This is a genomic window from Halobellus limi (genome assembly GCF_004799685.1).
GTDB classification, from domain to species: Archaea; Halobacteriota; Halobacteria; order Halobacteriales; family Haloferacaceae; genus Haloquadratum; species Haloquadratum limi.
Genome location: NZ_CP031311.1, coordinates 411,585 through 436,527 on the forward strand (window position 1 = coordinate 411,585; position 24,943 = coordinate 436,527).

At 69.1% G+C, this 24,943-nt stretch carries 28 protein-coding genes and 1 tRNA gene; 7 read left to right on the top strand and 22 right to left on the bottom strand.

The features are described from left to right. Positions 1-101 precede the first annotated feature (101 nt). The 6 genes from DV707_RS02040 to arcS form a co-directional block, all read right to left on the bottom strand. Positions 102-551, bottom strand: a complete 450-nt coding sequence (locus tag DV707_RS02040) for a hypothetical protein (protein ID WP_235010727.1) — start codon at positions 549-551, stop codon at positions 102-104. Then, complete coding sequence (locus DV707_RS02045; RefSeq protein WP_103990845.1) at positions 544-813, bottom strand: hypothetical protein; 270 nt, start codon at positions 811-813, stop codon at positions 544-546. The genes DV707_RS02040 and DV707_RS02045 overlap by 8 nt, the downstream gene beginning before the upstream one ends. Then, a complete protein-coding gene (locus DV707_RS02050; RefSeq protein ID WP_103990844.1) occupies positions 810-1,103 on the bottom strand; it encodes a ubiquitin-like small modifier protein 1 in 294 nt (97 codons plus the stop codon). Before DV707_RS02050 ends, DV707_RS02045 begins: the two co-directional genes overlap by 4 nt. A 94-nt stretch (positions 1,104-1,197) precedes the next feature. Further along, a complete protein-coding gene (locus DV707_RS02055) occupies positions 1,198-1,608 on the bottom strand; it encodes a hypothetical protein (RefSeq protein WP_103990843.1) in 411 nt (136 codons plus the stop codon). A gap of 66 nt (positions 1,609-1,674) precedes the next feature. After that, the gene (locus DV707_RS02060) at positions 1,675-2,499 is read right to left on the bottom strand and encodes a carbon-nitrogen hydrolase family protein (protein ID WP_103990842.1); all 825 of its coding nucleotides are present in this window, start codon (positions 2,497-2,499) and stop codon (positions 1,675-1,677) included. Positions 2,500-2,579: 80 nt separating this feature from the next. Then, entirely contained in the window at positions 2,580-4,406 is a 1,827-nt protein-coding gene (arcS, locus tag DV707_RS02065) for an archaeosine synthase subunit alpha (RefSeq protein WP_103990841.1), read from the bottom strand. A gap of 120 nt (positions 4,407-4,526) precedes the next feature. On the opposite strand from arcS, the gene DV707_RS02070 reads away from it, so the two are divergent. Beyond that, on the top strand, positions 4,527-5,084 hold the full coding sequence (locus tag DV707_RS02070; RefSeq protein ID WP_103990840.1) for a pyridoxamine 5'-phosphate oxidase family protein: 558 nt from the start codon (positions 4,527-4,529) through the stop codon (positions 5,082-5,084). A gap of 72 nt (positions 5,085-5,156) precedes the next feature. On the opposite strand, the gene tgtA is transcribed toward DV707_RS02070, so the two are convergent. After that, a complete protein-coding gene (gene tgtA / locus DV707_RS02075; RefSeq protein WP_103990839.1) occupies positions 5,157-6,644 on the bottom strand; it encodes a tRNA guanosine(15) transglycosylase TgtA in 1,488 nt (495 codons plus the stop codon). 480 nt (positions 6,645-7,124) lie between these two features. On the opposite strand from tgtA, the gene DV707_RS02080 reads away from it, so the two are divergent. Beyond that, on the top strand, positions 7,125-7,952 hold the full coding sequence (locus DV707_RS02080) for a M48 family metallopeptidase (RefSeq protein ID WP_103990838.1): 828 nt from the start codon (positions 7,125-7,127) through the stop codon (positions 7,950-7,952). A gap of 41 nt (positions 7,953-7,993) precedes the next feature. Next, entirely contained in the window at positions 7,994-8,272 is a 279-nt protein-coding gene (locus tag DV707_RS02085) for a hypothetical protein (protein WP_103990837.1), read from the top strand. 27 nt (positions 8,273-8,299) lie between these two features. Here the strand turns inward: DV707_RS02085 and DV707_RS02090 are convergent, their stop codons facing one another. The 4 genes from DV707_RS02090 to DV707_RS02105 form a co-directional block, all read right to left on the bottom strand. Beyond that, positions 8,300-9,082, bottom strand: coding sequence for a CPBP family intramembrane glutamic endopeptidase (locus DV707_RS02090; RefSeq protein WP_103991257.1), 783 nt, complete (start codon positions 9,080-9,082; stop codon positions 8,300-8,302). A gap of 167 nt (positions 9,083-9,249) precedes the next feature. Then, on the bottom strand, positions 9,250-9,816 hold the full coding sequence (locus DV707_RS02095; protein ID WP_103990836.1) for an NUDIX hydrolase: 567 nt from the start codon (positions 9,814-9,816) through the stop codon (positions 9,250-9,252). A 314-nt stretch (positions 9,817-10,130) separates the two neighbouring features. Further along, positions 10,131-11,426, bottom strand: a complete 1,296-nt coding sequence (locus DV707_RS02100) for a hypothetical protein (RefSeq protein ID WP_103990835.1) — start codon at positions 11,424-11,426, stop codon at positions 10,131-10,133. A gap of 84 nt (positions 11,427-11,510) precedes the next feature. Further along, positions 11,511-11,912 (bottom strand): VOC family protein, encoded by a 402-nt coding sequence (locus DV707_RS02105; protein ID WP_103990834.1) that lies wholly within the window; start codon positions 11,910-11,912, stop codon positions 11,511-11,513. Positions 11,913-12,097: 185 nt separating this feature from the next. Here DV707_RS02105 and DV707_RS02110 point away from each other — a divergent pair, with 185 nt between their 5' ends. Continuing rightward, positions 12,098-13,174, top strand: coding sequence for a metal-dependent hydrolase (locus DV707_RS02110; RefSeq protein WP_103990833.1), 1,077 nt, complete (start codon positions 12,098-12,100; stop codon positions 13,172-13,174). Between the two features lie 102 nt (positions 13,175-13,276). On the opposite strand, the gene DV707_RS02115 is transcribed toward DV707_RS02110, so the two are convergent. The 7 genes from DV707_RS02115 to DV707_RS02145 form a co-directional block, all read right to left on the bottom strand. After that, a tRNA-Pro gene (locus DV707_RS02115) sits at positions 13,277-13,349 on the bottom strand. Between the two features lie 83 nt (positions 13,350-13,432). Further along, positions 13,433-13,864 (bottom strand): CHY zinc finger protein, encoded by a 432-nt coding sequence (locus DV707_RS02120; protein WP_103990832.1) that lies wholly within the window; start codon positions 13,862-13,864, stop codon positions 13,433-13,435. 4 nt (positions 13,865-13,868) lie between these two features. Continuing rightward, positions 13,869-14,465, bottom strand: coding sequence for a tRNA (pseudouridine(54)-N(1))-methyltransferase TrmY (gene trmY, locus DV707_RS02125; protein ID WP_103990831.1), 597 nt, complete (start codon positions 14,463-14,465; stop codon positions 13,869-13,871). Between the two features lie 151 nt (positions 14,466-14,616). Continuing rightward, positions 14,617-15,606, bottom strand: coding sequence for a motility-associated ABC transporter substrate-binding family protein (locus tag DV707_RS02130; RefSeq protein ID WP_103990830.1), 990 nt, complete (start codon positions 15,604-15,606; stop codon positions 14,617-14,619). Further along, a complete protein-coding gene (locus DV707_RS02135) occupies positions 15,593-16,498 on the bottom strand; it encodes a S49 family peptidase (RefSeq protein ID WP_103990829.1) in 906 nt (301 codons plus the stop codon). Before DV707_RS02135 ends, DV707_RS02130 begins: the two co-directional genes overlap by 14 nt. Before the next feature lie 132 nt (positions 16,499-16,630). Then, positions 16,631-17,398: an ABC transporter permease gene (locus DV707_RS02140; protein WP_103990828.1), complete on the bottom strand. Its 768-nt coding sequence runs from the start codon at positions 17,396-17,398 to the stop codon at positions 16,631-16,633. Next, entirely contained in the window at positions 17,395-18,351 is a 957-nt protein-coding gene (locus DV707_RS02145; RefSeq protein WP_103990827.1) for an ABC transporter ATP-binding protein, read from the bottom strand. The genes DV707_RS02140 and DV707_RS02145 overlap by 4 nt, the downstream gene beginning before the upstream one ends. 209 nt (positions 18,352-18,560) lie before the next feature. On the opposite strand from DV707_RS02145, the gene DV707_RS02150 reads away from it, so the two are divergent. From DV707_RS02150 to rnhB, 3 genes are all read left to right on the top strand, one after another. Continuing rightward, positions 18,561-19,049: a DUF4112 domain-containing protein gene (locus tag DV707_RS02150; protein WP_103990826.1), complete on the top strand. Its 489-nt coding sequence runs from the start codon at positions 18,561-18,563 to the stop codon at positions 19,047-19,049. A gap of 101 nt (positions 19,050-19,150) precedes the next feature. Continuing rightward, positions 19,151-20,503: a tRNA pseudouridine(54/55) synthase Pus10 gene (locus tag DV707_RS02155; protein WP_103990825.1), complete on the top strand. Its 1,353-nt coding sequence runs from the start codon at positions 19,151-19,153 to the stop codon at positions 20,501-20,503. Then, positions 20,503-21,180, top strand: coding sequence for a ribonuclease HII (gene rnhB / locus DV707_RS02160; RefSeq protein WP_103990824.1), 678 nt, complete (start codon positions 20,503-20,505; stop codon positions 21,178-21,180). The genes DV707_RS02155 and rnhB overlap by 1 nt, the downstream gene beginning before the upstream one ends. Positions 21,181-21,326: 146 nt before the next feature. On the opposite strand, the gene DV707_RS02165 is transcribed toward rnhB, so the two are convergent. From DV707_RS02165 to DV707_RS02180, 4 genes are all read right to left on the bottom strand, one after another. Continuing rightward, positions 21,327-21,572: a DUF7511 domain-containing protein gene (locus DV707_RS02165; protein WP_103991256.1), complete on the bottom strand. Its 246-nt coding sequence runs from the start codon at positions 21,570-21,572 to the stop codon at positions 21,327-21,329. A gap of 185 nt (positions 21,573-21,757) precedes the next feature. Next, positions 21,758-23,365 (bottom strand): preprotein translocase subunit SecD, encoded by a 1,608-nt coding sequence (locus tag DV707_RS02170; RefSeq protein ID WP_103990823.1) that lies wholly within the window; start codon positions 23,363-23,365, stop codon positions 21,758-21,760. Then, positions 23,365-24,252: a protein translocase subunit SecF gene (gene secF, locus DV707_RS02175; protein ID WP_103990822.1), complete on the bottom strand. Its 888-nt coding sequence runs from the start codon at positions 24,250-24,252 to the stop codon at positions 23,365-23,367. Before secF ends, DV707_RS02170 begins: the two co-directional genes overlap by 1 nt. A gap of 100 nt (positions 24,253-24,352) precedes the next feature. Then, a complete protein-coding gene (locus tag DV707_RS02180) occupies positions 24,353-24,880 on the bottom strand; it encodes a DUF5812 family protein (protein WP_235010726.1) in 528 nt (175 codons plus the stop codon). Between the last annotated feature and the right edge of the window lie 63 nt (positions 24,881-24,943).

Here is a 24,943-nt window from a genome sequence, read left to right on the forward strand (position 1 = left end):
GCTCTCCGGGAGAGTCCGAATCCGAGCGGGACTCCTGACGCCGCTCGTGGCGTTTGCAGGTCGTCGCTCACTCGATCGACCGCGTGCGATCGGATGCGAGATCAGTCGCAAACGCTACTACGGCGCCCGACGACGACCGCCTCGCGGATCTCCAGGGCGGTCTCCAGTTCCTCGCGCCTGTCCGTCCGCGTCCCGATCCGTCTGAGTTGCTGGGCGTGCGCCCGCCGCACCGCGTCGACTTCGCGCTCGGGGAGGCCGAGTTCGGAACCGACGTCGGTCCAGTGGCCGTCGGGAACCAGAAAGACGGCGCGCTCCTCGTCGGCGTGAGCGCGTTCGTAGGAGCGGGCGTACGCCTCGAACTGCGGATCGAGGTGCGACTGCACCTCCCGCAGCAACGGCGCCAGGCGCTCGGGAGCGACGCTGGCGGTCGCGCCCGTGTACATCAGTACGTCGCCGTCGAGCGGGAGCGCCTGAGGCTCTCCCGCCCCGCCGGTCGCGTCGGTTCCGTCGGCCCCGCCGTTCGCCCCGCCGCCGTCGCTCACGTCACCCACCGGCGCGCATCGCCTTCTGGGAGAACCGATCGATCAGGTCGTCGAGGGCGGCGGGGTCGCCCTCGAAGACCACCGTCACCTCCGTGAGCTTCAGCGTCGGGCCGATCGACACCTTCTCCGCCGACAGCGACGCCGCCCAGTCGTCGGCCTCGACGCGCTCGTCGCCGACGGCGTCGCCGCCGAGTTTCTCGAGGTAGTGGCGCGCCAGTCTGAGCGAGATCCCCCGGAACGACTTCTCTCTTCTCACCCGCGCGTCGCTCATCGCGCCCTCCCCGGAGCGCCACCGGCGACCGGCGGGAAGATACTCAGCGTGTCGTCGGACTCGACTGGGGTCTCCGTCCCCCGCTCGTGTTCGACGTCGCGGCCGTTCAGGAGCACGTTCACCTGCGGTCGCACCGCGCCGTCCTCGAGGATCTCGCCGGTCAGGCCCTCGAACTCGTCTTCGAGCGCGACGAGGACGTCGCCGACGGTCTCGGCGTCGTACTCGCGGGTGATAGTCTTCGTCCCCACCGCCTCCCGAAAGGTGGCGAAGAACCGCAGTTGAACGGACATACTCGACCCTGGGGCGGGGCGGGCAAAAAAGTGCGCGCCCGTGCGGGGCGAGTACCGCTCTGGCCGATCAGGCGCGGGGGACGGTCAGCTCCGGTCAGCGGTCCCCGAACCGGATCCCGTCTTCGACGAGGCGGTAGTTCCGCTCGCGGTCGATGTGGGCGGCGAGCCAGTCGTGCTCGTAGATCTGTGCGATCAGTTCCGCGTAGAGGTTCCGCCAGGCGATGGCGTAGATCGGCGACTGCCCCCACGCCCTGAGTTCGGGGACGAACCCGTCGTAGGTCTCCATCCGGTCTTCGAGGTGTTCGACGACGTCGACGGCGTAACTCGCCGCCTCCGCCTCGGAGTCGGCGGAGTCGATCGCGTCTTCGAGGCTCCCCTCCAGTCCCGCGACCGCCTGTTTCATGTCCGCGGCGGCGTTGTCGCCGTCTTCGGGCAGCGATTCGAGGACGCCTCTGGGGACGCCGAGTGAGAGTTCGCGGTCGGTCTCCGACGCGTCGTCTGTCATACCCCGACCGAGGGCGGCCGGCGTGAAAAAGTCGCCGTCGGCGAGCCGTCGCCGGGGGGCCGCGGTTCACTCGTCGTCCGTCGGCCGCGACGGCGTCCGGGATTCGTCGTCGTAGATCCCGACGAGGTCCCGCTGTGCGTCGAGAGTTTCCGGACTCAGCTCGGCGACGAGGTCGTCCTCCCGACGGTCGAGCGCCGCGTGAATCCCGCCGTCCGGCCGCGCGACGAGCGAGCGCCCGGCGTAGGCGACGGACTCGGCGTCGGGGACGTCGCGACGCCCCGTCCGGCCCGCGCCGACGACCCAGCGGACGCCGTCGAGCGCCCGCGCGCGGAGGAGCAGCGTCCAGTTCTCGCTGTAGGCCCCCGGCCACGCCCCGACGACGAACAGCGCGTCGACCCCCTCGCGGGTGAAGGCGGCGCTCTCGCCGACGAAGTTGAGATCGTAACAGGTGAGGATCCCCGTCTCTCCGACGGGCGTGTCGACGACGGTCCGCTCCGAACCGGCGTCGAGCACCTCGCGCTCGCCCTCCCACAGGTGTCGCTTCCGGTAGAACGTCCGCGTCCCGTCGGGGGAGACGTAGGCCGTCGTGTTGTAGAGCCCGGTACCGTCGGTTCCGCTCCCGTCGTCCCCGCGTTCGACGAACCCCACGAGGAGGGCGGTCTCCGAGTCGCGTGCGAGCCTCGCGACGCGGTCGAGTTCCGGTCCGTCCCGGGAGAGCGCGACGTCGACCGCGCGCCCGTCGGCGACGAATCCGGTGAGCGCGTACTCCGGGAAGAGCGCGACGGCGACGTCCTCGGGGAGTCCGCGGACCCGCGCTTCGACGGCCGCGAGGTTCGCCTCGACGTCGAGATCGGCGAGTGCGAGCTGGCAGGCGGCGACGGTCGCAGACATACCCCGACGCACCGTCGGCGGAGACAAAAAGCGTCCGCCGTCGCGGCCGTCGCGACTGTCGCGACGTTGCAGCCGGCTCGCTACCGTTCCTCGACGTGCCGCACCTGTACGGCCTCGCCGCGGGTCGACCCGACCATCTCCGAGCCGAACATCTGCGCGCGGCCGACCGCGAAGGCCTTCGGGCCCTCCACGACGACCTCGTCGCCGACGCGGATGTCCTCGTCGGCGTCGACGACGCCGGGCGCGAGGACGCTCCCGTGCGGGACGAACTCGTCGATCTCGACGCGCTTCGTGGGGGCGTCCGACTCCTCCCAGACGCGCGCGCCGGCGAGCGTGAACGAGAGGACGCCGTACTGCGGAACCATCGTCGCGAGTTGCTCGCCGGGGCCGCCGTCGTCGCCCTCGCCGTCGCCGTCTCTCACCTGCAGTTTGGGGTAGCGGCTCGTCGTCTGCAGGTCGACGTCGGCGAAGAGCGCGTCGCCGGCGTCGGGGCCGAGTTGGTAGTCCGCGAGCGCCTTGATCGTGTTGTGCTGGCGCTTCCGTTTCCCGTACTTCAGTTCGCCGTCGAGCGTCGACATCAGATTCGCGATCGACTCGGTCGTCGTCGGGTGGTCTTCGACGGTGTACTCGAAGTCGATGTCGACGTCGCCCTCGACGCGCTCGACGATGTCGCGGTAGCCGCCGTCGGGGACGTGCGCGATCACGCGCGGGTAGTCGTTGCGGTCGAGGTAGCGCCGGAACACGTCCGCGACGAATGACTTCTCGTCCTCGGACCACCGACCCGTCACGACGGAGTCGTAGTGCTGGGCGGGGTAGGTGAGTTCCAGTTCCATCGGGACGACGCCGATGGGCGAGGTCATCGAGACCTGGTGGCCGCGGTACTGGATCGCGTCGTGGAACTGCGCGTGGCTCTGCGATTCGCTGTAGGGCTTCGTCGCCGAGCACGGGACGAGCACGAGCGGGTTCTCGAAGCGGTTGCGGTACCGCTCGGTCACCCGCTCGGCGAAGCGCTGGATCTCGACGCGCCGCAGGGTGTCTTCGGTCGCCGCGGCGAGTTCGGTGTCGCGGACGACGGGCGTCCGCTCCTCGACGTAGCCGTACTGCTGGTCGAACTCGCGGAACGCCGCGGTGAGCCACTGGTCGTGGCGCGCCTGCCCCTCGACGTAGTCGCGCAGGCGGCCGTCGCGGATCCGACGGCGGACCGTCGCCAGTTCGGACTTGAGCGCGTGCTCGTTGTGATCGGCGCAGTCCTCGCGGTCGAACGCGGCGGCGCGCGCGGCGTTCGTCTCTGCCGCCTCGGGGTCGATGTCGAGGCGCTTGCCCTGACACGCCGGGCACGAACACGGCAGTTCGTCTAAGTCCTCGAGGAAGTACTCCCCCTCCGAGGTGAGGTAGAACCCCTGGAGGCCGCGGACCCGCGCCCGTTTCGCGTCGAGGAGGTCGACGCCCGCATAGACGAGGACCGCGGCGTTCCGCGGCGTCGCGACGCCGGAGAGATACAGCGCGGTGTCGGCCGGGAGCGACTCCCGCGCGGCGATGATCTCCTCGCGGAACGCCGAGGCGTGGCCGACGAAGCCCTGCGCGTCCGAGAGGATGTAGGCGTCCGCGCCGTAATCGGCGGCGGTTTCGGCCGTCACGACCGCCGCGCTCGGGTAGTCGACGTCGGGGTAGTCGACCGCGAACGTCTCCTGAACGCGCTCGTCGGTCCCGGCGGGGAACGATCGGTGGGGCAGCACCGTCAGGATCTCCCGATACCCCTTGGGGATCTCCCGCTCTCTCGTCCAGAGGCTCCCCCCGTCGTCGATGCTGTCGTCGACGAGCGCGGGCGTCGTCAGCGGATCCGAGAGCCGGAGTTCCCCGAGCCGGGCGGCCCCGTCGCGCCCGTGGACCTCGAAGTAGTCGGTCATACTCCCGTATGTGCCGTCGAGCGTGAATTATCTGTCTGTTCGCGAGCCCGTTAGCGTCCCGCCTCCATCCAGGCTGATTCGGCCCGCGCGCTTTTGCCCCCGGCACCCGCAGCGAGAGGTATGCACGTCACCGGTCCGTGGTCCGCCGAGGAAGCTGGGGCGTTCCTCGACGCGACCCGCGTTCCCGTCCGGCTCGGGTGTCACACGCCCAGCGACCACCTCTGGATGCTCTCGCTGTGGTTCGAGTGGGTCGAGGGCGACGAAGCGAACGCGGGAGCGGCCCCGACGGACGCGGGGACCGCCTCGGCCGAGGTCGAGCGAGGAACGAGCGCAAGCGACGCCGCGACCCCCGAACTCCGCTGTGCGACGGGTGCCGACGCGGCCGTCGTCGAGTACCTCCGCAACGACCCCGAAGTCGCGTTCGAGGTGTCGACGAACGAGCCGCCGTACAAGGGCGTCCGCGGACGCGGGACCGCATCGATCGAACCCGACACCGACAAGCGGCTCCTGCGCTCGCTCTTCGAGCGCTACCTCGGCGGCACCGACAACGACCTCGGCGACTTCCTCCTCGACCCCGACCGCGAGGAGGTCCGGATCCGCATCCGGCCGGAGCGACTGCACTCCTGGGACTTCACCGAGCGGATGGCGGACGTTTCGGCCGTCGACGCCGACGAGTGACGTCGCTGGCGACGTTCGCGGAACGACGCCGGCAGTGGCCCCGACGGGAGCGTCCGAGCGCGCCCCGACGCGTCACTCGAACTGCTCGTCGCTTCGGAGGTTCTCCAGTCCGACGCCCTCCGGTAGCCGCTCCAGCGCCGACGCCGGCCAGTCGGAATGGGCGAGCACGAACGAGGTGTCGGGATTCGCGTCGACCACCCGGGCGATCCCGTCGGCGGCCACCTCGTAGGCCGCGCGGTCGAGCCGCTCCGGCACCTCGGCCGTGAGGGGGTACGTCTCCGAGAGCGCCCGCGGGAACGGCCCGAACGGCGGCACCACGCGCCAGGCGGCGTCGTAGGCGTCGCCGGAGGGTTTGCCGCCCTCCGTGAGCAGGACTCGCTCGCCGGCGTCGACCCGCCCGATGCGCTCGTGGTGTCGGCGCACTTCCGGACGACGCGGGGCGTCCTCGGAGAGATAGAAGAACGACCCCTTCGAGACGGGATCCTCGCGTTCGAGCTGGTCGGCGTGGTCCAAGAGCGCGCGGTAGCCGTCGAGCATCGCCGGGTGCGAGCGCGCCCGCGCCTCGACCAGTTCGAGGAGGTTCCCCGAGCGGATCGCCTGCTTGATCCGCCGGATCTCCGCGAAGGAGACGTGGAGGTTGTGCTCGGCGAGCAGTCGCTCGCGTTCGGCGTCCTCCAGCGCGCGGAGGTCTGCCGGGTCGTGTTCCGAGCAGACCGCACACGAGCAGGGGAAGTACTCGACGTCTTCGAGATGTTCGGTGCCGCGGACCGTCAGGTAGCGGTCGTCGCGCGCGTAGATGGCGTACGCCGCCGAGTCGAAGAGGTCGCAGCCGGCGGCGACCGCCAGCGCGAACATCATCGGGTGGCCCGCGCCGAACAGGTGGACGGGGGCGTCGCGGCCGAGGCCGCGCTTCGCGCCCGCGACGACGTCGATCATCTCCGCGTAGCGGTAGCTGTTCATCAGCGGGACGACCGCGCCGACGGGGAAGACGTCGAGGTCGGTGGCGTAGGCGTGCCGCCCGGCCGCCTCGCGGAGGTCCGGATACGTCGATCCCTGGACGGGCGCGTTCACGAGCATCTCGCCGGTCTCGACGGCCCCGGCGTCGGCGAGCGCCTCCTCGGTGGTCGAGAGGTCTTCCTCGGCTTGCGCTCGGGAGACGTCCGGCGGCGTCGGGATGTCGACCGGCGTGCCGACGTCGGAGCCGATATCGCGCTGGAATCCGAGGATCTCGCGGGTCGTCACCTCGATGTCGCCGTACTCGGCGAGCTGAAACGACCCCGAGTCGGTGACGATCGCCCCGTCGAAGTCGAGCATCTCGTGGAGGCCGTCGTCGAGGGCCGCCTCGCGAAGCTCCTCGTTCGTGTGGATGATGTAGGCGTTCGTGATCAGGATCTCCGCGCCGAACTCCGATTCGAGACGAGCGGGGGCGACCGTACGGATGTTCGGGTTGATGACCGGCATCAGCGCCGGCGTCTCGACCGTTACCCCCGCTCGGGGAACCGAGAGCTCGCCGATGCGGCCGGCGGCGTCCCCGTCGCGGAGTTCGAAGTGATCGCGCATACACGGGTGTCGGCGGCGACTCGGTAAGTACCGTCGCTTTCCGTTCGGCGGCGGATCTGATCGGCTCTCGTCTCAGAGTGACGACCTCCGACGCTCTCTCCGTTCCCACCCGACGCGATCCCGTGGCCGTCGCTGGCCGACCGACGAGTCGGTCGTCTCATCCGGTTGACCGAACGGGATCTCCCCGGTTGGCCGAACGAGATCATCCCGGTTGACCGGACGGGCTCACCACGGTCTCTTGGGCCGCTCTGACCGACAGCTGATCGGTGTGGCGAACAGTCGGCACCCGCTCGACGCGCGGCGGCGGCCGCCACAGCACCGCCGTCGTCGCCCGTTTCCCGCGTCGCTGTGCCGAACGAGCGCTGCACGACGCGGGTTCGCTCTCAGATCACGGCGATCCTGGCCGCGTACTGGTATATAAACGATCACCGTGATCGAACCACCGAGTATTTGTGTCCGGACGGACAACAAAATCGCCGTATGCGACACCTCGGACTGAAAGCGCGGATGGCGATCGTCGGATCGATCCTGTTCGCATTCTACGCCGTCGCGGCCGTGGTGCTGATGGCGATGTTCGGCGAGGGACTGCTGCCGCTCATCCTCGTCGGGAGCGTCGCCTTCGTCGGCGTTCAGTACAAGGTCGGCAAGTGGATGGCGCTGCGGAGCGTCGGTGCCGAGGACCTCCCCGAGGACCGCTACGCCGACATTCACCGCCGCGTCGAGTCGCTCTCGGAGTCGATGGGCATCGACAAACCGCGGCTGATGATCGCTCGGATGGGCGTCCCCAACGCCTTCGCCGTCGGGCGGAAGGGCGCGGGGACGGTCGTGGTGAGCGAGGAACTGCTCGGACGGCTGGATCCCGACGAGGTCGAGGGCGTGCTCGCGCACGAACTCGCGCACATCCGCAACCGCGACGTGGTGATGATGGTCCTCGGGCAGGGCGTCGCCTCCATCGTCGCCATCGTCGCCCAGTGGGCCGTGCTCCTGACCGGCGACAACGACATCGCCGATTTCTTCCTGGCGATCGTCGTCGGTCAGATCACCCAGATGCTGGTGATGCTCTTCGTCTTCGCCATCTCCAGGTATCGGGAGTACGTCGCCGACGGCGACGCCGCCGAGGCCATCGGCGGCGGCGAACCGCTGGCGCGAGCCTTAGAGAAGATCAGCCGCGGGAACGAGCGCAGCCAGGATTCGGCGGTCGACCCCCAGGTGAACGCGCTCTGCATCTTCGGTGAGGAACGCGGCCTCGCCCGGCTGTTCGCGACGCACCCGCCGATGGAGAAGCGGATCGAGCGGCTCCGGAACTGAGGCGCTGTACCCCGATCGATGATCGACCCACGCCACCCCCGATGACCGACGCTCGAACGCTCGCGGCCGCCGTCCTCGGCGTCGCGCTCGGCCTCCTGTTCGTCGCCGCGCCCGAGACGATCCTCCAGGTGCAGACGGCCGGCCGCCTCCCGCAGGACCGGCAGGGTCGGTACGGCGAGGACGGCGTCTCCGGCGGTAACTCCGACACCGGAAACGGGGAGAGAGACCCCGCGGTTCCCGCGCGGTGGCGGCGACTCGTTCAGGCCGTCGGCGTCGCGTTGGTCCTCGGCGGCCTGTACTTCGCGTGGACGTTCTTTTGAGGTTCGACGCGGAACGCGTTCCGTGGTTCAGAGCGGCAGCGACGCGGCCGCGACGAACTGCGGTAACTCCTCCATCCCCGCGAACCGGATCGTGAGGTACAGGAGCGAGAACAGGGTCGCGTTGTACGCGCCGTGGATCAAAGCCGGCACGACGATGTTGTCGGTGAGTTCGTACATCGTCCCGAACACGAGCGTCGGCAGGACGAGCACCGAGATGCTGACGAGTCGCGCCCGGGGCGCGCCCGACAGCGAGAAGAAGTGGATCGACGCGAAGATGAGGCTCGCGAGGAAGATGGCCGCGGCCGCGGGCAACGCCTCGCCCAGGCGGTTCTGAACCACGCCGCGGTACAGCAGTTCCTCGCCCGGGCCGATCAGGAGGAACGACGCCGGGATCAACAGGAGCAGGATCTCGGGGTTCTCCATCCCCATCTCGGCGGTGGTGTTCGGGGCCGGTTCGGCGCCGACCGTCGAAATGACGACCGACGCGAGCACGAGCAGCGCGAGTGACGCGACGTAGCCACCGACGACGAACGCGACATCGCGCAGCGACGGCACGGCGATGCCGACGTAGTCGATCCCGAGACCGCGATAGCGGAGGTACCCCAGCGCGACGCCGCCGAACCCGACACCGGTCGCGAGCGCGAGCGAGATGACGATGCTCAAAAGCGGCGTGACTCCCACGCCGGCGAAGAGCAGCGTGAGGACGACCGCGCCGACGAGGATCCCGCCGACGCCGATGCCGACGACGGCGAGGAGGACCGCGACGACGAGCGCACGGAGGACGTCGACGAGGGGGTCCGACGAGGAGATCGGATCGTCGGTCCCGTCGGTCAGTTCTGATTCGGAGGACACACAGCACGTACGTGCTGGGGAGTCAAAGTCCTTCGTCTCTCGGACCGGTCCTCCTCACGCGGTCCGAACCTCCCGTCGCTCCCGTCGCGCACGAACTGTTTCCTGTCGCGCCCGAACCCGCGGCGTCAGCGCCACCGGTCGGCGAGTTCGTACCGGGTGATGCCCGTGACGGTCCGACCGTCGCGGACGTCGCCGTCGAGGACGGCGTCGAGCAGATCGTCGTAGTCGACGACGTCGACGACGATGCTCTCGTTGAAGTCGAGGTTCTGTTCGCCGGAGGGCTCGCAGTCGCGTGCGACGAAGTAGTGATGGACGCTGTTCAACAGCCCGTTTGCGGGTTCGGCGGCGAACAGGTGTTCGACCGTCGCCGCCTCGTATCCCGTTTCCTCTCCCAGTTCCCGGCGGGCGACCGCGGCGAGGTCGTCGTCGTCGGGTTCGGCGCTCCCCGCCGGCAGTCCGCGGTTGACGCGCCCGACGGCCTGTCGCCACTCCTCGATCACGACGACGTCGCCGTCGGACGTGAACGGGAGGACGACGACCGCCGCCGGTTCGTCGACGTAGTGGAAGTCCGTCTCGGTTCCGTCCGGGAGGACCACGTCGTCGCGGCGGACGTCGAATCCGGGGCAGGCGTAGTCGATCTCGCTGTCGGTCGTTCGCCACCGCAACTCGTCTTCTGACGCGTCGTCGGTCATACCGGGTCATCCGTCCGGACCGGCAAGAAATCGAGGGTGTCGCGGTCGCGGAGTTTTATATCCCATCGGGCGGCCAGCACCCCCGTGACGTAAGAGCAGTCTCGCGTCGGGCAGCGGGTGTTCGGCACGTCGGCGCGGGATCGACAGAGACGGCACCGCGAGGGGAGTGCCGTCGACGCGGGTGCCGACTGTTCGCCACAACGGACCCCAGTCCCGATAGGGGCCGACCGGCGGCCGAGCAGCGACGCCGCCGGACGGGAAGCGACGTCGACGAACGGCCGCGGCAACGACGCCGACCGACGTCCGGGACCCGGCTACCTCCGGCGAAGCCGATCGCGGACGACGAGTCCGACGCCGGCGAGGACAGAGAGGAGAGAGACGATCGTCACGGCGACGTGCACCTCGGTGAACCAGAAGGGCGTCTGCAACCCGGTCTGGAAGATCACGAGGAGGAACGACAGCACGGGGACGTTGTACCCGTCGCCGATCGACGTCGGTTCGTCGCCGCCGTCAGCGTAGGAGACGCCGCCGACGGTCTCGCCCGCGGGCAGTCGCTCGGCCTCGTAGGGGACCTGCGGCGTCCCGTAGCTCCAGACGGTCGAGCCGTTCTGCGTCACCTCGACGACCCGCTGGTTCAGCGAGTCGGTGATCAGCGTGTTGCCGTTGGGGAGCCGATCGGCGTCGCGCGGCCAGTTGAAGTTGACGCCCTCGGCCGCGTAGATCTCCCAGGCGACCTCCCAGTCGCCGTCCTCGGCCCGTTCGAGTTCGACGATCCGGTCGTTGTGGCTGTCGGCGACGAGGACGTTGCCGTCGCCGAGCCACTGCGGGTTGTGCTGCTGGCGGAGCAGCGTCGGGTCGCCCTCGGTGACCTCCTCGTCGCCGTTGATCACCTCGACGACGCCCTCGCCGCGCTCGACGATCACCAACTGGTGGGCGTTGCGGACGGAGACGAGGTATCGGTCCTCGCCGATGACGTCGACGTCGTTGATGTGGAGCCAGTCGGTCCGCGTGGGATCGTCGGGCGCCTCGTAGCGCGAGCTGGCGTTCCACTGCCAGGTGATCTCGCCGTCTTTCACCGTGAAGATCCGTTCGTGCTCCATGTCGCTCACGAGGAACTCCCCGGAGTCGAGCAGTTCGACGTCGTGCACCTCGCTGTTGGCGCGGGTCCGAACCGGGAAGGAGTACTCGTGTTCGACCTCGGGAGCGGCCGCGCTGTCGGCGTTCGGATCGATGATCCGGAACCCGGTGTGAGTACACGGCGACTCGTAGGGGCCGCAGTCCTCGTATCCGTCGTCCATAAAGCCGGCCATCACGCTGCCGTTCTCGAGCATCGTGACGTCGAAGTAGCTGTCAGTGTCACCCGTTCGCCACGCCGTCTCGCGGCCGTCGAGCAGGTAGACGGAGCCGTGATCGTGGAGCCCCGGTCCACCGCCCTGTGACCCGACGAGCGTCTGCCGGGTCTCGCCGTCTTCGGCGGATCCGACTTCCGGCGCGAGCGCGGCGCCGAGGACGAGCGAAGTGACGAGGAGGAGGACGCCGAACGCGACGAGCGCGGCGCCCGCTCGCCGTCCGGAGCGGGAGCCGTCACCCGAGGAAATCAGGGCACGCATCGATTGGATGGGTCAAGCACGACCGACGAGAAAAACGGTTCGATGTCGGGGTTGGGGAGACGGGTCGCCGTCGAATCGGCCGGGTCACTCCCGCTCGGCTTTCAGTTCGAGTCGGTAGCCGAACGGGTCGGTGACGTACACCGCCGGAGCGACGCCGGTCGCTCCCAGCGGATCCAGCCGCCGATCGATCTCGACGCCGGCGTCGTCCAGCGCCGATTCGATCCCCTCGATGGTGTCGTCGACACGGACGGCGACGTGATCGTAGCCGGAGCGGTCCGCGCCCGGTCGCTCACCCGTTTCCGTCGGCTGGAGATGGATCACGGCACCGGGGGCGAGCCGCACCGAGAAGAACGGCTTCTCGTCCGCCTCGTACAGATCCATCCCCTCGATGCCGAAGCCGAGCGCGTCGCGGTAGAACGCGATTGCGGTCTCGACGTCGCCTTCGGGTATCAGGAGCTTGACGTGGTCGATCGCGGTTCCGTTCACGGCGGGTGTTCGCACCGAGAGGGCAAAAACGGCGCGGCGAGAGTCCTCCCCCGTTGGAGGCGTCCTTTCCCGTCCTTTCGCTGAGGCGTACGGGACCCATACCCGGGATCCGCCGGACGCACGTCGAGCCGACGACGTCACACCCGAAGACCTATTCTTTTCGACGGGCAGATCCGACGTGATCGATGTTCGTCGGCCACGAGTTCCTCGCGTTCGCCCTCGCCGGGTGGGGGGCTCGGTCGACCGGTGCCGACCGGCGTACCGCGTTGCACCTCGGGGGGATCGCCGCGATCGCCGCCTTGCTTCCGGACCTCGATGTCGCCTACGCCGCGGCGACGTACGCGACCGCCGTCGCCGGTGGGGCGCCTCTCGGATGGGAGGCGTTCTGGGGCGTCGCCAACGGCGTCCACCGCGTGGTCACACATCCGCTCCCGGTCGGTGTCGTCGCCGCGCTCGCCTTCACCGCCGCCGCGGCGGTCGCCACAGCGTGGCTGGAACCGACTCCCCGGACCGCCGGTTCCGACTTTCCCTCGGAAAGCGGCCGCGACGCCCTCGCCGCGGTGCTCGCCACCCTGTTCGCGACCGCCGGGGTCGCCGCGCTGCTCTCGACCTTCTCGAGGGTCGTCGGCCGTACTCCCGCGCTCGTGGCCGCCGCGTTCTTGCTCGCTGTCGCCGTCGCCGGCGCGCTGGTCGGCCGGCGAGCGGACGCTTCGACGGCATCGCTGGCCGCGGCGGCCGGTGTCGGCTTTCTCTCCCACCCGTTCGGCGACGTCTTCCTGGCCGTACCGCCGCCGCTGCTCTCGCCGTTCGGCCCGCCGGTGCTCACCGAACGAGTCAGTCTCGCGGCCGATCCGACGGTCGAGATCCTCGCGGTGCTGTTCTTCGAACTGGCGGCCGTGTGGCTCGGCGTCGTCGTCGCGTTCCGCCTGACCGCGGGTGACTTCGCCCGCACCGACGGAAATCTGAGCGGCCTCCGGGGCGCGATCGACGTCCGGTCTATGACCGGCGTCGCCTACGGTGCGGCCGTCTTCGTCCTCCCGAGACCGACGGTCGTCGACGCCCACGTCCTGGGATTCACTATCGTCCCGCTGGCGGTCGTCGTCGGCCTCTGGACCGGCTACTCGAACGCCCGACGCGGCACGTCGGACGACCCCTCCGGCGGCCACCGTACCGGCGTCGCTGTCGGGGGCCTCAGCGCCCTCACGGCACTCACCGTCGCTGCTGTAGTGTACCTCGTGGTGTACCTCGCCACGCCGTGGTGATCGCCCTCGGATTCCGGGCCGGTTCGCGCCGCTCGTCGTCGTGAAATACACCCACTTTGGACGACTCGCTGCGCTCGCAGCAGTGTGAAACGCGGGCAGAAATGGGCCGGCGCAGATTCGAACTGCGGTTACGGCCACCCGAAGGCCGAAGGATACCAAGCTACCCCACCGGCCCGCATCCCAACAGTCGCCGTTCGTTCTTTTAACGCTTCCGAACCGGATTTGGCTGCCGGCGCCCCGACGACCCGCCGGGGGTCCCTACTCCTCGAAGTACCGGTCGCGGTGACGTCGACACCCCGGATTGAATGCCGCGCCGCAGTTCGGACACGCGTCCTCGCCGTCGAGGTACGTCCGCGCCGACAGCGTCGTTCCACAGACGCCGCACAGGACCGTGGGCTCGTCGAACCGCTCGCGGGGCCACGGTTCGGGCTCGTGATCGGCCGTCTCGACGTGGCAGGCGTGACACGGCGAGAACTCCCCACAGCAGCCGAATCGAAGCGCGACGACGTCGACCTCGTCGTCCCAGTGGGCACACCGGGTCTCGGTGTCGACGGCGACGCCGCGGAGCGGAACCGAGAACCGGTCGTCGAGAGCGGGCGCGTACGTCGTCCGCCGCTCCCGACTCTCGCCGTCGCCCGTCGGTGGGGAGTCGCCCGGGTTCCGCCGATCGCGGGTGCGATCGCCAGTCATCGTCTCAGTACGTGGTGTAGCCGTCCGTGTCGAGGTAGTTGTGGGCGACGGTGACCGTGTGGTCCGCGTGGAGGACCTCCGGCCCGACTCTGACGCGCTCGTCGGCCTCCGCTTCGAGCAGGGAGCGCTCGCTCTCGGCGAACTCGTGGTGGTCCGACAGCACGAACAGGGGGTCGGCGGGTGGCTCGACGTCCGCGATCGGATCGCCGTCCTCGTGGAGTTCGACGACGGTCGCCCCCTCGGCGACGTCGTCGAGCGTCGCCTCGAAGCCCATCCGGCGGATCGAGACGCCGGGCGTGCTCTCGGCGGGCATGTGTCCGATCGCGTCATCGCGGTGTTCGAGGGCCTGCCGGACGAGCGCCGCGGTGCTCCGCTCGTCGGGATTGAGTCGCCGGAGTTCGGAACCCTCGAACCGGACGGTGAACTCGTCGCCGAGCACGAGGTGCACCCGCACGTCCTCGCGGATCGAGTGCGAGAGGAAGAACGCGCTGTTGACGCACCGGCAGAGGACGTCGAGCCGTCCCGCGCCGCCGGCGAGGTCGTCGAGCGAGAACTCGGGCGTCGTCGGCGCGTCGTGACCGACGATCAGGAACTGTCGCATAGCGGTGCTCGCCGCTCGAACACTATGAGTCGACCGTTCGCCGTCGCGGTCACTATACGTCGACCGTTCGCAGTCGCAGTCACTATACGCCGGCCGTTCGAGTCAGCGAGAACCACGTCAAAAAAGCGGTCTCGAGCCGGTCGGAGTCGGGTTAGGCGGTCGGTGCCGGCCGCGTCGGTGCGCTTTCGCCCCGTTCGGGCGACGGCGGCGACGGCGCGTTCGACGTCTTCTGGCCGCTCACGAGGAAGTCCGCGAGGTTGCCGACGAAGGCCTCGTTGTCCGCGACGTACGCGTTCGTCGGCGCGAGGAAGTCGGTGTCGCCGACGATGGCGACGTCGCCGGACTGCGCCGCGACGGCGTAGGTGTCGGCGCGGCGCGTCGTCGACAGGCGAGTCCGTTCGATCGCCGAGAGCGCGACCTGCCCGTCCGCCGTCGTGACGGCGCGCGCGTCGTGGAAGACGACGCGGTCGACGCCCTGGGAGAGGGAGCCGCTACCGCCCGTCGCGTAGACGCTCTCGAAGTTGTGCTGGTACTCGTGCATGTTGAACAGGTAGCCCGAGCGTGCCGCGACGCCGAGCGAGGAACTCAGCCCGGGACCGCCGCTCGCGGGCTGCTGGACGCTCAGTCCCAGCAGGCTCGTCACCGCGCTCGCGCCCGACCCCGAGGCCGGGTCCGAGAGCAGCACGACGCGGCCGCCCGCCTCGTTGAACGCGCGGACGCCGGCGAGTTGCTCGGACGTGTACGGCCGTCCCGGGTTCGCGACGAGGAGCGCGTCGGCGGTTCGGAGCGACTGGTTCCAGGCCTGGCCGCGGGCCTGCTCCTGGGTCACGAACCGGACCTCGTGACCGTTCTCGACCAGCGCGGCCGTGAGCGTCGAGAGCTTCTCGTCGGAGAGTTCGTTTCCGTGCGCTCGGTCGACGAGGATCGTCTTGCTCTCTGCGTCGGCGTCCATCGTGATCTCGCCGCTCTCCTCGGCGGGATCGACGCGGACCGCGTCGAGGTCGGTCTGCCGTTCGGCGAGGTTCGTCACCTCGGGGGTGTCGCCGCCGGTGACCAGCGGGACGACCGCGGCACCGCCGACGACGACGGCGACGATCACGACGAACGCGACCGCGGGACCGGTCAGCTCACGCGCTTGCATTGCCGGTCACCTCCGGGTCGTGGTAGGGTACTTCGTCCACCATCAGCGGTCCCGTGACGGGGACGAGGCCGTTCGTCCGATCGCTCCGCTTGTAGATCTCGGTTCCATTGTCGGTCTGACTGGCCAGGAGGATCAGGCCGAGCGAACTCGGCGGCTCCTGTCTGGCGACGTCGTAGTCCTCCATCCCGGCCAGCTCCGCGGCGTGATCGATCGCCGTCGGGAGCGCGCCGATCCGGTCGGCGTAGCCGTTCTGGACGGCCTCCGGTCCGAGGTAGGTCCGCGCGTAGGCGACCTCCTCGCGCGAGAGGGAGATGTTCTCGCCGCGGTGCTCCATCACGCGGCCGACGAACTGCCGCTTCAGCGACTCGACGGTCCGTTCCCGCTGGTCCGTCGTCGGCTGTGCCTTGTCCGGCCCGGTTCGGATCACCGAGTCCGGGTAGGGCACGCTGCCGCCGGAGCCGATCACGCCGACGCTGCCGATCTGCGTCGAGGAGAGGACGAATATCTCGTCGGCCGGGAGCATTCCGTAGTACGCGCCCGAGGCCCCGGTGCCCTGCACCGAAGCGACCACGGGCATCTGTTCTGCCGTTCGCAACACTTCGAGGTACAACCGCTCGCTGGGAGCGACGGCGCCGCCACCGCTGTCGACCTTGAGGACGACCGCCTTCACGGACTCGTTGGTCCGCGCGTTTCGGAGGTCCTCGGAGATACCGTCCACCGTCGTCGCGGAGATGGTGCCGGAGACCGTGATGACCGACACCGTCCCGTCGGACTGCGTGGAGGATCCGTAATCGTAGGCAACGGGGGCGAGCACCGCACTCACCAGGACGGCCGCGGCGATGGCGACGACGAACGTCTCCTTCGCCGACGCCGCGGATGGTTTGCGTTTCATACTGCATCACGGCGGTGTCGATCGATTCCTAAAGACGTTCGTGTGACGAAAATCGGGATTTCACCCACGGCCGATAGTCGGCCGATCACCGACGCCGGGTGGGCGTAGCTCCCTCGGATCCGGCCGGGGCCATCACTCCGACAGCCCGTATCCCCGTCGGAAGAGAACGATATCGAGGCCGACGACGACGACGGCGAGTCCCGAGAGCACCGCCAGCGACGCGTTCGGATCGACCTCGCTGACGCCGAGGAAGCCGTACCGGACGCCGTTGACCATGTAGATCATGGGATTCAGCAGCGACACCTGCTGGACCGTCCCCGGCAGCTCGTTCAGCGAGTAGAAGACGCCGCCGAAGAAGACCAGCGGTCGGAGGATGAACTGGTTCAGCATCGTCAGGTCGTCGAAGTCGTCGGCCCACAGCCCGGCGACGACCCCGAGCCCCGCGAACAGGACCGTGATGACGACGCCGAAGGCGACGAGATACAGCGGTCGGACGACGCCGACGGAGGTGAAGAACGCCCCGATGAGGGCGATGAGGATCCCGACGACCGCGCCTCGGACCGCCGCCGCGAGCACGTACGCGCCGACCATCGTCCGGTAGGACAGCGGCGAGGTGAGCACCTCCTCGATGTAGCGGTTCCACCGGCCGTGGAAGATGTTGAACGAGGTGTTCTCGAAGGCGTTGGAGATGGCCCCGAGCACGACGAGCCCGGGGAGGATGAAGAGGATGTACGGCACGCCGGCGATCTGGTCGATGCGCTCGCCGAGGATCACGCCGAAGACCGAGAAGTACAGGACGTTGGTGATGAAGGGCGGCAGGAAGGTGTTCCGGGGCCGACGGAGGAAGCGGAGGATCTCCCGTCGCAGCAGCGCGAGAAACCCCGTGGTGTCGAAGCTCACTGCGAGGACACCTCCGGCGTCGCCCGCCCCTCGCCGGCTCTCGTCATCTCGACGAAGACCTCCTCTAAGGAGGTGCGCTGGATCTCCAGGTCGACGATCTCGTGGCCGGCCTCGTCGAGTCGACTCACGATGTCCGGCGTGACGAGTCCGCCCTGGCGCGCGGTGACGACGAGGCGCGTCCCGTCCAGTTCGACCGACTCGACCCGGTCGTCAAGCGCTGCGAAGTCCGGAACGGCAGTCGGTTCGTCGCGCAGTTTGACGACGACGTCGTCGGTGCCGCGGTCCATCAGTTCCTCGGGGCTCGCGACGTCGAGGACGCGGCCCGAGTCGAGGATCGCGACCTCGTCGCAGAGCCGTTCGGCCTCCTCGATGTAGTGGGTCGTGAGCAGGATGGTCGTCCCCCGCTGGTTCAGGTCGACGATGGTCTCCCAGAGCTCGTGACGGAGCTGGACGTCGACGCCGGCGGTCGGTTCGTCGAGGATCAGGAGATCCGGCTCCGTGATGAGCGCTCGGGCGAGCATGAACCGTCGCTTCATCCCGCCGGAGAGCCAGTCGAACCGCGTGTCGCGCTTCTCGTAGATGCCGACGCGTTTCAGGACCTCCTCGGTCCGCTCGCGGGCGTGCTCCCGGGAGATTCCGTGGTAACCGGCCTTGTGTTCGAGCACCTCGCGGATCGGGAAGAAGCGGTCGACGTTGAACTCCTGGGGCGCGAGGCCGATCCGGTCGCGGACCTCGCGGTAGTCGTCCTCGACGTCGTAGCCGAACACCCGGGCGTCGCCGCCGCTCTTGCGGACGAGGCCGACGAGGACGTTGATGAAAGTGGTCTTGCCCGCGCCGTTCGGCCCCAGGAGGCCGAAGAACGATCCCTCCGGAACCGTGAGATCGACGCCGTCGAGCGCCTGTACGTCGCCGTAGGACTTCCGTAGATCCCGTATCTCGATCGCAGACTCCATTCACTCTCCGTCGGTTCCGCGCGGACCTAAGGACCACGAAGTCGGATTCGCTCTCCCCTTTTGATCGACAGGCCGCTCGTCCTCGGGTCCGTCGCGCTCTTGGCAGTCGAAAATCGCCCTCAGCAGTCGAAAATCGCCCGCGACGGCGAAACACCGATACCCGCCGGCCGCGACGGGTCACCGTTGACCCGTCGCATCGCCCCGATGTCGTGGACCCGGAGAACCGTTCCGACGCGACGGACTCGGAGCGACTGGCTCGCCTCCGTCGGGTGAGCCGCCTGCTCGACAGCGCCGTCGAGATCCCCGGAACGAACGTCAGGATCGGGCTCGATCCCCTTCTGGGGCTACTCCCGGGCGTCGGCGACGCGACCGCGACGGCGGCGTCGGCGTACGTCGTCGCGGAAGCCGCGGCGCTCGGCGCGCCGCGAGCGACGATCGCCCGGATGTGTCTGAACCTCCTCGTCGACGCGCTCTTCGGGTCGGTACCGCTCGTCGGCGACGCGTTCGACGTCGTCTGGCGCGCGAACGACCGGAACGTCCGCCTGCTCGAAGCCCGACTGGCGGACCCGACAGCCGAACGCCGGGACAGACGCGTCGTGGTTGTGCTCGGGATCGCCGTGTTCGCCGGTGTCCTCGTCGTCAGCGCGGCCGTGTTCGCGACGCTGTGGTGGCTCTTCGGCGTCGCTGGCGTGGCGTAGTACCGGGTCGCTTCGTGTCTCTCGGGTCCGTTACCGGACTCCGGGCGTCGACGCCAACGCGAAAGGACAAGACAGAAGCGAGCGCCGTCTCTGGTACCCGTATGAGCATTCTCGCCGACGCCCGCGCGCTCGCCGCGCAGGAACCCGTCTGTGACGCCTGTCTCGGGCGGGCCTTCGCGGAGCGGAGCCACGGGCTGACGAACGCCGAGCGGGGTCGGAGCCTCCGTATCGCCGCCGCGCTGGACGACGATGAGCCGTACGAGCAGGTCGAGACCGCCGACTGCTGGGTGTGTGAGGGCCTCTGTGACCAGTTCGACGAGTGGGCCGAACGCTGCGCGGCCGCGGTCGAGGACGTCGAGTTCGAGACGTATCAGGTCGGCACGCGCACGCCGCCGCTGATCGAGGAGAACGAGGTCCTGTTCCGGGAAGGAGCCGGCCTCGACGAGGACGCGGGCGAACTCTTCAAATCGGAGTTCAACCGCGAGGTCGGCAAGCGCGTCGGACGGCTCACGGACACGACCGTCGACTTCGGGCGGCCGGACGTGCAGTTCACGCTCGATCTGGAGGCCGGCTCCGTCGAGGTCGACGTCCACTCGACGTTCGTCTACGGCCGCTACCGAAAGCTCGAACGCGACATCCCGCAGACGGAGTGGCCCTGCAACGACTGCCAGGGCTCCGGGTATATCGGCAAACAGCCCTGCGAGAAGTGCGACGGAACGGGCTACCTCTATCAGGACAGCGTCGAGGGCCTGACCGCGCCGGTGGTCCGCGACGTGATGGACGGCACCGACGCGAAGTTCCACGGCGCGGGGAGAGAGGACGTCGACGCGCGGATGCTCGGCACCGGGAGACCGTTCGTCATCGAGGTGATGGAACCGCGCCGCCGTCGGGTCGACGTCGAACGCCTGGAGGGCGACATCAACGCCTTCGCCGGGGGCCGCGTCGAGGTCGAGGGCCTCCGCCTCGCCGACTACGAGATGGTCGAGCGGGTCAAGGCGCTGGACGCCTCCAAGCGCTACCGCGCGGAGGTCGAGTTCGCCGACCCCGTCGACGACGACGCGCTCGCGGCCGCTCTCGACGAACTCGAGGGCGCGACGATCGAACAGTACACCCCCCACCGGGTCGACCACCGCCGGGCGAGTCTGACCCGGAAGCGAGAGGTCTACGAGACCGAGGGCGAACTCGACGACGACACCCACGCGACCGTCGAGATCCACGGCGCGGGCGGCCTCTACATCAAGGAACTCGTCTCCGGCGACGAGGGGCGGACGAACCCGAGCCTCGCGGGGCTGCTCGACGTCGACGCCGAGGTGACCGCGCTCGACGTCGTCGGCGTTTACGGCGAAGACGAACCCTTCGAGGACGAGTCGTTCTTCCGCGACGACCGTCCGGCCCAGACGCCCGAGACGGGCGAATCGCCGTCGAACGACGGCGGAGCGTCGAACCCCGAGTGATGACCGCCGAGGATCCCGTCGTCGGCAGCGACGAGGCCGGCAAGGGTCCCGTCCTCGGACCGATGGTCGCCGCCGCAGTGCGTGCACCGGCGGCCGCGATCCCCGACGACGTCGACGACTCCAAGCGGCTGTCCCCCGCCAAACGGGAGTCAATCGCGGAGACGCTCCGCGAGCGGGACGCGGTCGCCGTCGGCGTCGCCGTCGTCTCCACCGACCGGATCGACGACCCCGAGACGGACATGAACACGCTCACCGTGGCGGCGCACGCCGAGGCCGTCGCCGCGGTCGCTCGCGACGGCGACGCGGTCGTCGCCGACGCCGGCGACGTCAGCGAGTCGCGGTTCGCCCGCCGCGTTCGCGAGGGGGTCGCCGACGCCGGTTCGGACGCCGATGTGGCCGTCAGTGCCGAGCACGGCGCCGACGAATCGTACCCGCTCGTCGCCGCGGCCTCGGTCGTCGCGAAGGTCCGACGCGACGCCGAGATCGACGCGATCGCGGACGAGTACGCCGAGTACGGCCCGATCGGGAGCGGCTATCCGAGCGATCCGACGACGCGGGACTTCCTCCGAGAGTACGTCGAGCGGACCGGCGAACTCCCCGATTGCGCGCGGGCGTCGTGGTCGACGTCGACCGACGTGCTCGCGGCCGCCGAGCAGTCCGGACTCTCGGAGTTCTGATCGGGATTACCGTAGCCGACCGGCGATCTATAGACCCCCGGCTGGCCGCGATGCTCGATTCGGCTGCAACCGAATCGATGGGTTTCTACGATACTCCCTGTGGGCGGGGTCGGGACGGCGGACGGAGAGCGGCTACCGAACGCCGATCAGTGCATCTCCTCCAGCGAGACGAACGCTCCCTCCTCGGCGGAGAGCCACGTCGTCGGGAGTTCCGCCGCCGTCGCGTTCGCCGGGTAGATCGTGCACTCGTCGGGCCCGTCGTCGTACTCCTCGACGCGGGCGAGGAGGACCTGCTCGCGGTCGGTGGTCTCTGCGTCGCCGACGTGCGGCGCGTCGGCGTGCGGGGCGTCGGTGGGCGTGGAGTCGGTGGGGAGATCAGTGTCAGTGGCCATCGTGGGTCTCGTCGTCCGCCGTTTTCCCGACGGCGGTGCGGCGTCGATCGTCGCCCGGTACACCTCGACGTTGTCGCGGTCTCGTATTTAAACAGTCGCCTATTCTTGTAGGCTGGGATTCGACCGCGGGGAGGCCGTCGTCCCCGAGTTTTCGGCAGCCGACCGTCGTTAGACGTCGACAGTCGTCAGCGGTCGACGGTCGTCAGCGAGCGCAGGATGTCGCCGTACGCCGGGCGGGTGATGAGCACCCCGACGAGCACGCCGAGGATGGTGAAGATGGCGAAGCCCTGCAGGTCCCCGAGCGAGAGGATCGCCAGCGGCGACATCGCGATGATCGTCGTCGCGGCCGCCGCGCCGATCACCCAGAACGCCTTCCGGAACCGCGACTGGAAGACGCGCCTGGAGTCGATCTGCCCCTCGGCCATCACCTCGTCGGCGATGATGATGAGGTCGTCCACGCCGGTCCCGATGACGGCGATGAAGCCGGCGATGACGGACAGGTCCAGCGGGTAGCCGATCCCGGCCGCGAACCCGAGGAGGATGACGACCTCCGAGAGCGCGGTCACGATCATCGGCGCGGCGACGCGGACGTCTTTGTAGCGGGCGAAGACGGTCCCGCTGACCGCGAGCACGGCGATGATTCCGGTCAGGAGCGAGTTGACGCGGAAGTCGGCACCCTGCGAGGGCGAGATGTAGGAGGTCGTCCCGCCGCTGTCCTGCGAGAAGTCCAACTGTGCCGGGAGCGCACCGGCGCGGAGGTTGATCGAGACCTCCTGGGCCTCGGAGACGTTCGTCGTCTGCAGCTGGAAGACGGGGTTGCCCGCCCACTCGCCGCTCCGCATACTGTCTGCGAGCCCGGGGCTCATCCCGAAGGCGTTCGTCACCTCGCCGTTGACGACGAGGAGGAGACACGGCTCGGTGCTCTCGGTGTCGGCCTGGTACGTACATCGCGTCCCGCCGGGCTGTGCGAGTCCCGTGTCCTGCATCGCCGTCTGGAACTCCGGCGCGACGGGTTCGGAGACCGTCACGGGGACGTACGCGCCGCCGGCGTCGCCCTCCTGTGCGGTCCCGATGCTCTGGAAGTCCTCCTGCTGGAGGACGACGTCACGGGCGTAACCGCTCCCGTTCTCGGTTGGGTAGTACGCCTCGATCACGACGGTCCCGCGCTCGCCGACGAGGTCGCGGACCGACGAGGCGTCCTGGTTCGGCACCTCGACGAGGACGTAGTTGTCGCCCTGGGCGGTCGTCACCTGCTGGACCGTTCCGCCGGAGAGGCCGGCCTCGTTGATCTTGTTCTGGAGGATCCGCACGACCTCCTGTCGTGTCGTCTCCGTGACGCCCTCCCGCGTCGTCTCGTAGCCGTATCCGGCGTCCTCGAGGGCGGCGGCGAGCTGCTCAGTGGTGACGCCCTCCGCCGTCACCTCGATGGTGTTGCCCGACTCCGACTGCGGTTGTGCGGTCGACTGCCCTCCGGACTGCGCACCGTATCTGGCGATGACGTCCGCCGGCCCGGCCCCTTCGAGCTCCGCGGCGACGTTCTGTTCGACCGTGCGCGGCTCGTCGCCGCCGAAGTCGACCTCCTCGGCCGTGACGCCGACGAGCGGCGCGCGGACGCGTGTCCCGCCGGAGAGCTCCAGTCCGTACTGGAGGTTCGTCACGCTGCTCGTGCCCGCGACGTTACCTCCGTCGCCGCCGTCGTCCGCCGCGAGCGTCGGCGAGAAGAGTGCGAACGCCGAGATCAGGATGAAGACCACGAGCAGGATCACCCGCCAGTTGTCGCGAACGTCGATCATCAGCGGTTCACCCCCTCGAACTTGTACCAGCGAAGCAGACTCAGATTCAGCATGTACGTGTTCATCAGGTCGGTCGCGAGCCCGAAGACGAGCACCGTCCCGATCGCCGCCAGGAGCTGAATGCCGAACAGCGTCGCCGTGACCGTCATCACGAGCATCGCGACGATCGACGTCAGCGTCATCGTCACGCCGGTCCGCATCGCCCGGTACGTCGACTCGTAGAAGTCACCCGAGCGCCGGAGGACGTGGTTGTTCAGGAGGATGTCCGAGTCGACGGAGTACCCGATGAGCATCAGGAGCGCCGCGACGGTCCCGAGTGAGAGTTCGATCCCGAGGACGTTCATCAGCGCCAGCGGGATCATGATGTCCGAGAACGCCGAGATGACGACGGCGATCGAGGGGACGAACACGCGGAACATCGCGAAGACGAGCACGCTCATCCCGAGGAACGCGACCGCGAGCCCGCCGATCGCGAGGGTCTGCGTGTCGCCGCCGAAGCTCGCCGAGACGGTGGATATCGACCGGACGTCGAGCCCGGCGTCCTCGGCCTGTTGCTCCAACTCGGTCGCGCCGACCGACTCCGACCCCGGTCCGGACTGGAACGTCACGACGTAGACGCTCTGTGCCGGCACGGATCGGATGGACTCGGGCTCCGCGGAGAACGCCGACCTGATCTGCTGTTCGGCTTCCGACTGCGGTCCGTCGATAGCGACCTGTACCTCCGTCCCGCCGGTGAACGCGATGCCCTGGTTCACCGGTGAACCGGTCATCACGTACCAGCCCGCGATGATGAGGAGCGCCACCACCAGCACGGCGAGCGGGATCGCCGCGAGCTGGCGGTTCGTGTACCGGGTGTAGTCGACCTCCGGTACCGTGAACTCGACCATAGACTCCGGTCGAGAGCCGCGCCGAATAAGCCTTCTTATGCTCGGCTACGCGTGATGCGCCACGGGGCGACCCGGCACGTCTGCTCGCCGCCGATCCCCGTCAGGGCATATAGCGAACCGAGAGCACACCCGGTGCCGAGCGGATTTCGACCCGGTCGACGCCGAGCCGTGCGGCCCGAGAGCGCAGCTGCTCTTCGTCCTCGAGCACGTCGTCGACGGCCGCCTCAGTGCCGTCTTCGGGGACCGTGATCACGTGGATTTCGCCCGTCCCGGCGCGTTCCTCGCGGGTGAGGTCGCCCACCCCTTGTTCCGCTGCGAGCTCTCTCGAGTGGGCCGTCGGCGGCTCGTCGCTCCGCTCGACTGACAGCGTGCGACGCGACGAGGTCTTCACGAGCTGATAGGAGACGTTGAGCGGCGGGTCGGGCGCCACGGCGCCCTCGACGACGTCGTCGCGCTCGACACCCGGGTTCGAGGAGAGGGTGTGTACCTGACCGCTCTCGACGTCTTTGAGCACCGCCGAATCAGACTCGGCGGCGGTCACGAGGAACGTCCCCTCGATCCGCTCTCCGTCCTCGGTCGCAGCGTCCGGCTCGTCCGGTCCGTCGATGTCGTGATCGGCGTCAGTCATTGGCGCGTCGTAGTCGGTCGGCGCACTTGCGGGTTTCGTCGTCGAACGCGCCGCTCACGGACC

Bases quoted from the DNA above. Each gene is read 5' to 3' on its own strand.
- DV707_RS02045 (WP_103990845.1), bottom strand. From the start codon at position 813: ATGAGCGACGCGCGGGTGAGAAGAGAGAAGTCGTTCCGGGGGATCTCG.
- DV707_RS02050 (WP_103990844.1), bottom strand. From the start codon at position 1,103: ATGTCCGTTCAACTGCGGTTCTTCGCCACCTTTCGGGAGGCGGTGGGG.
- DV707_RS02055 (WP_103990843.1), bottom strand. From the start codon at position 1,608: ATGACAGACGACGCGTCGGAGACCGACCGCGAACTCTCACTCGGCGTC.
- DV707_RS02060 (WP_103990842.1), bottom strand. From the start codon at position 2,499: ATGTCTGCGACCGTCGCCGCCTGCCAGCTCGCACTCGCCGATCTCGAC.
- arcS (WP_103990841.1), bottom strand. From the start codon at position 4,406: ATGACCGACTACTTCGAGGTCCACGGGCGCGACGGGGCCGCCCGGCTC.
- DV707_RS02070 (WP_103990840.1), top strand. From the start codon at position 4,527: ATGCACGTCACCGGTCCGTGGTCCGCCGAGGAAGCTGGGGCGTTCCTC.
- tgtA (WP_103990839.1), bottom strand. From the start codon at position 6,644: ATGCGCGATCACTTCGAACTCCGCGACGGGGACGCCGCCGGCCGCATC.
- DV707_RS02080 (WP_103990838.1), top strand. From the start codon at position 7,125: ATGCGACACCTCGGACTGAAAGCGCGGATGGCGATCGTCGGATCGATC.
- DV707_RS02085 (WP_103990837.1), top strand. From the start codon at position 7,994: ATGACCGACGCTCGAACGCTCGCGGCCGCCGTCCTCGGCGTCGCGCTC.
- DV707_RS02095 (WP_103990836.1), bottom strand. From the start codon at position 9,816: ATGACCGACGACGCGTCAGAAGACGAGTTGCGGTGGCGAACGACCGAC.
- DV707_RS02100 (WP_103990835.1), bottom strand. From the start codon at position 11,426: ATGCGTGCCCTGATTTCCTCGGGTGACGGCTCCCGCTCCGGACGGCGA.
- DV707_RS02110 (WP_103990833.1), top strand. From the start codon at position 12,098: ATGTTCGTCGGCCACGAGTTCCTCGCGTTCGCCCTCGCCGGGTGGGGG.
- DV707_RS02120 (WP_103990832.1), bottom strand. From the start codon at position 13,864: ATGACTGGCGATCGCACCCGCGATCGGCGGAACCCGGGCGACTCCCCA.
- trmY (WP_103990831.1), bottom strand. From the start codon at position 14,465: ATGCGACAGTTCCTGATCGTCGGTCACGACGCGCCGACGACGCCCGAG.
- DV707_RS02130 (WP_103990830.1), bottom strand. From the start codon at position 15,606: ATGCAAGCGCGTGAGCTGACCGGTCCCGCGGTCGCGTTCGTCGTGATC.
- DV707_RS02135 (WP_103990829.1), bottom strand. From the start codon at position 16,498: ATGAAACGCAAACCATCCGCGGCGTCGGCGAAGGAGACGTTCGTCGTC.
- DV707_RS02145 (WP_103990827.1), bottom strand. From the start codon at position 18,351: ATGGAGTCTGCGATCGAGATACGGGATCTACGGAAGTCCTACGGCGAC.
- DV707_RS02155 (WP_103990825.1), top strand. From the start codon at position 19,151: ATGAGCATTCTCGCCGACGCCCGCGCGCTCGCCGCGCAGGAACCCGTC.
- rnhB (WP_103990824.1), top strand. From the start codon at position 20,503: ATGACCGCCGAGGATCCCGTCGTCGGCAGCGACGAGGCCGGCAAGGGT.
- DV707_RS02165 (WP_103991256.1), bottom strand. From the start codon at position 21,572: ATGGCCACTGACACTGATCTCCCCACCGACTCCACGCCCACCGACGCC.
- DV707_RS02170 (WP_103990823.1), bottom strand. From the start codon at position 23,365: ATGATCGACGTTCGCGACAACTGGCGGGTGATCCTGCTCGTGGTCTTC.
- secF (WP_103990822.1), bottom strand. From the start codon at position 24,252: ATGGTCGAGTTCACGGTACCGGAGGTCGACTACACCCGGTACACGAAC.
- DV707_RS02180 (WP_235010726.1), bottom strand. From the start codon at position 24,880: ATGACTGACGCCGATCACGACATCGACGGACCGGACGAGCCGGACGCT.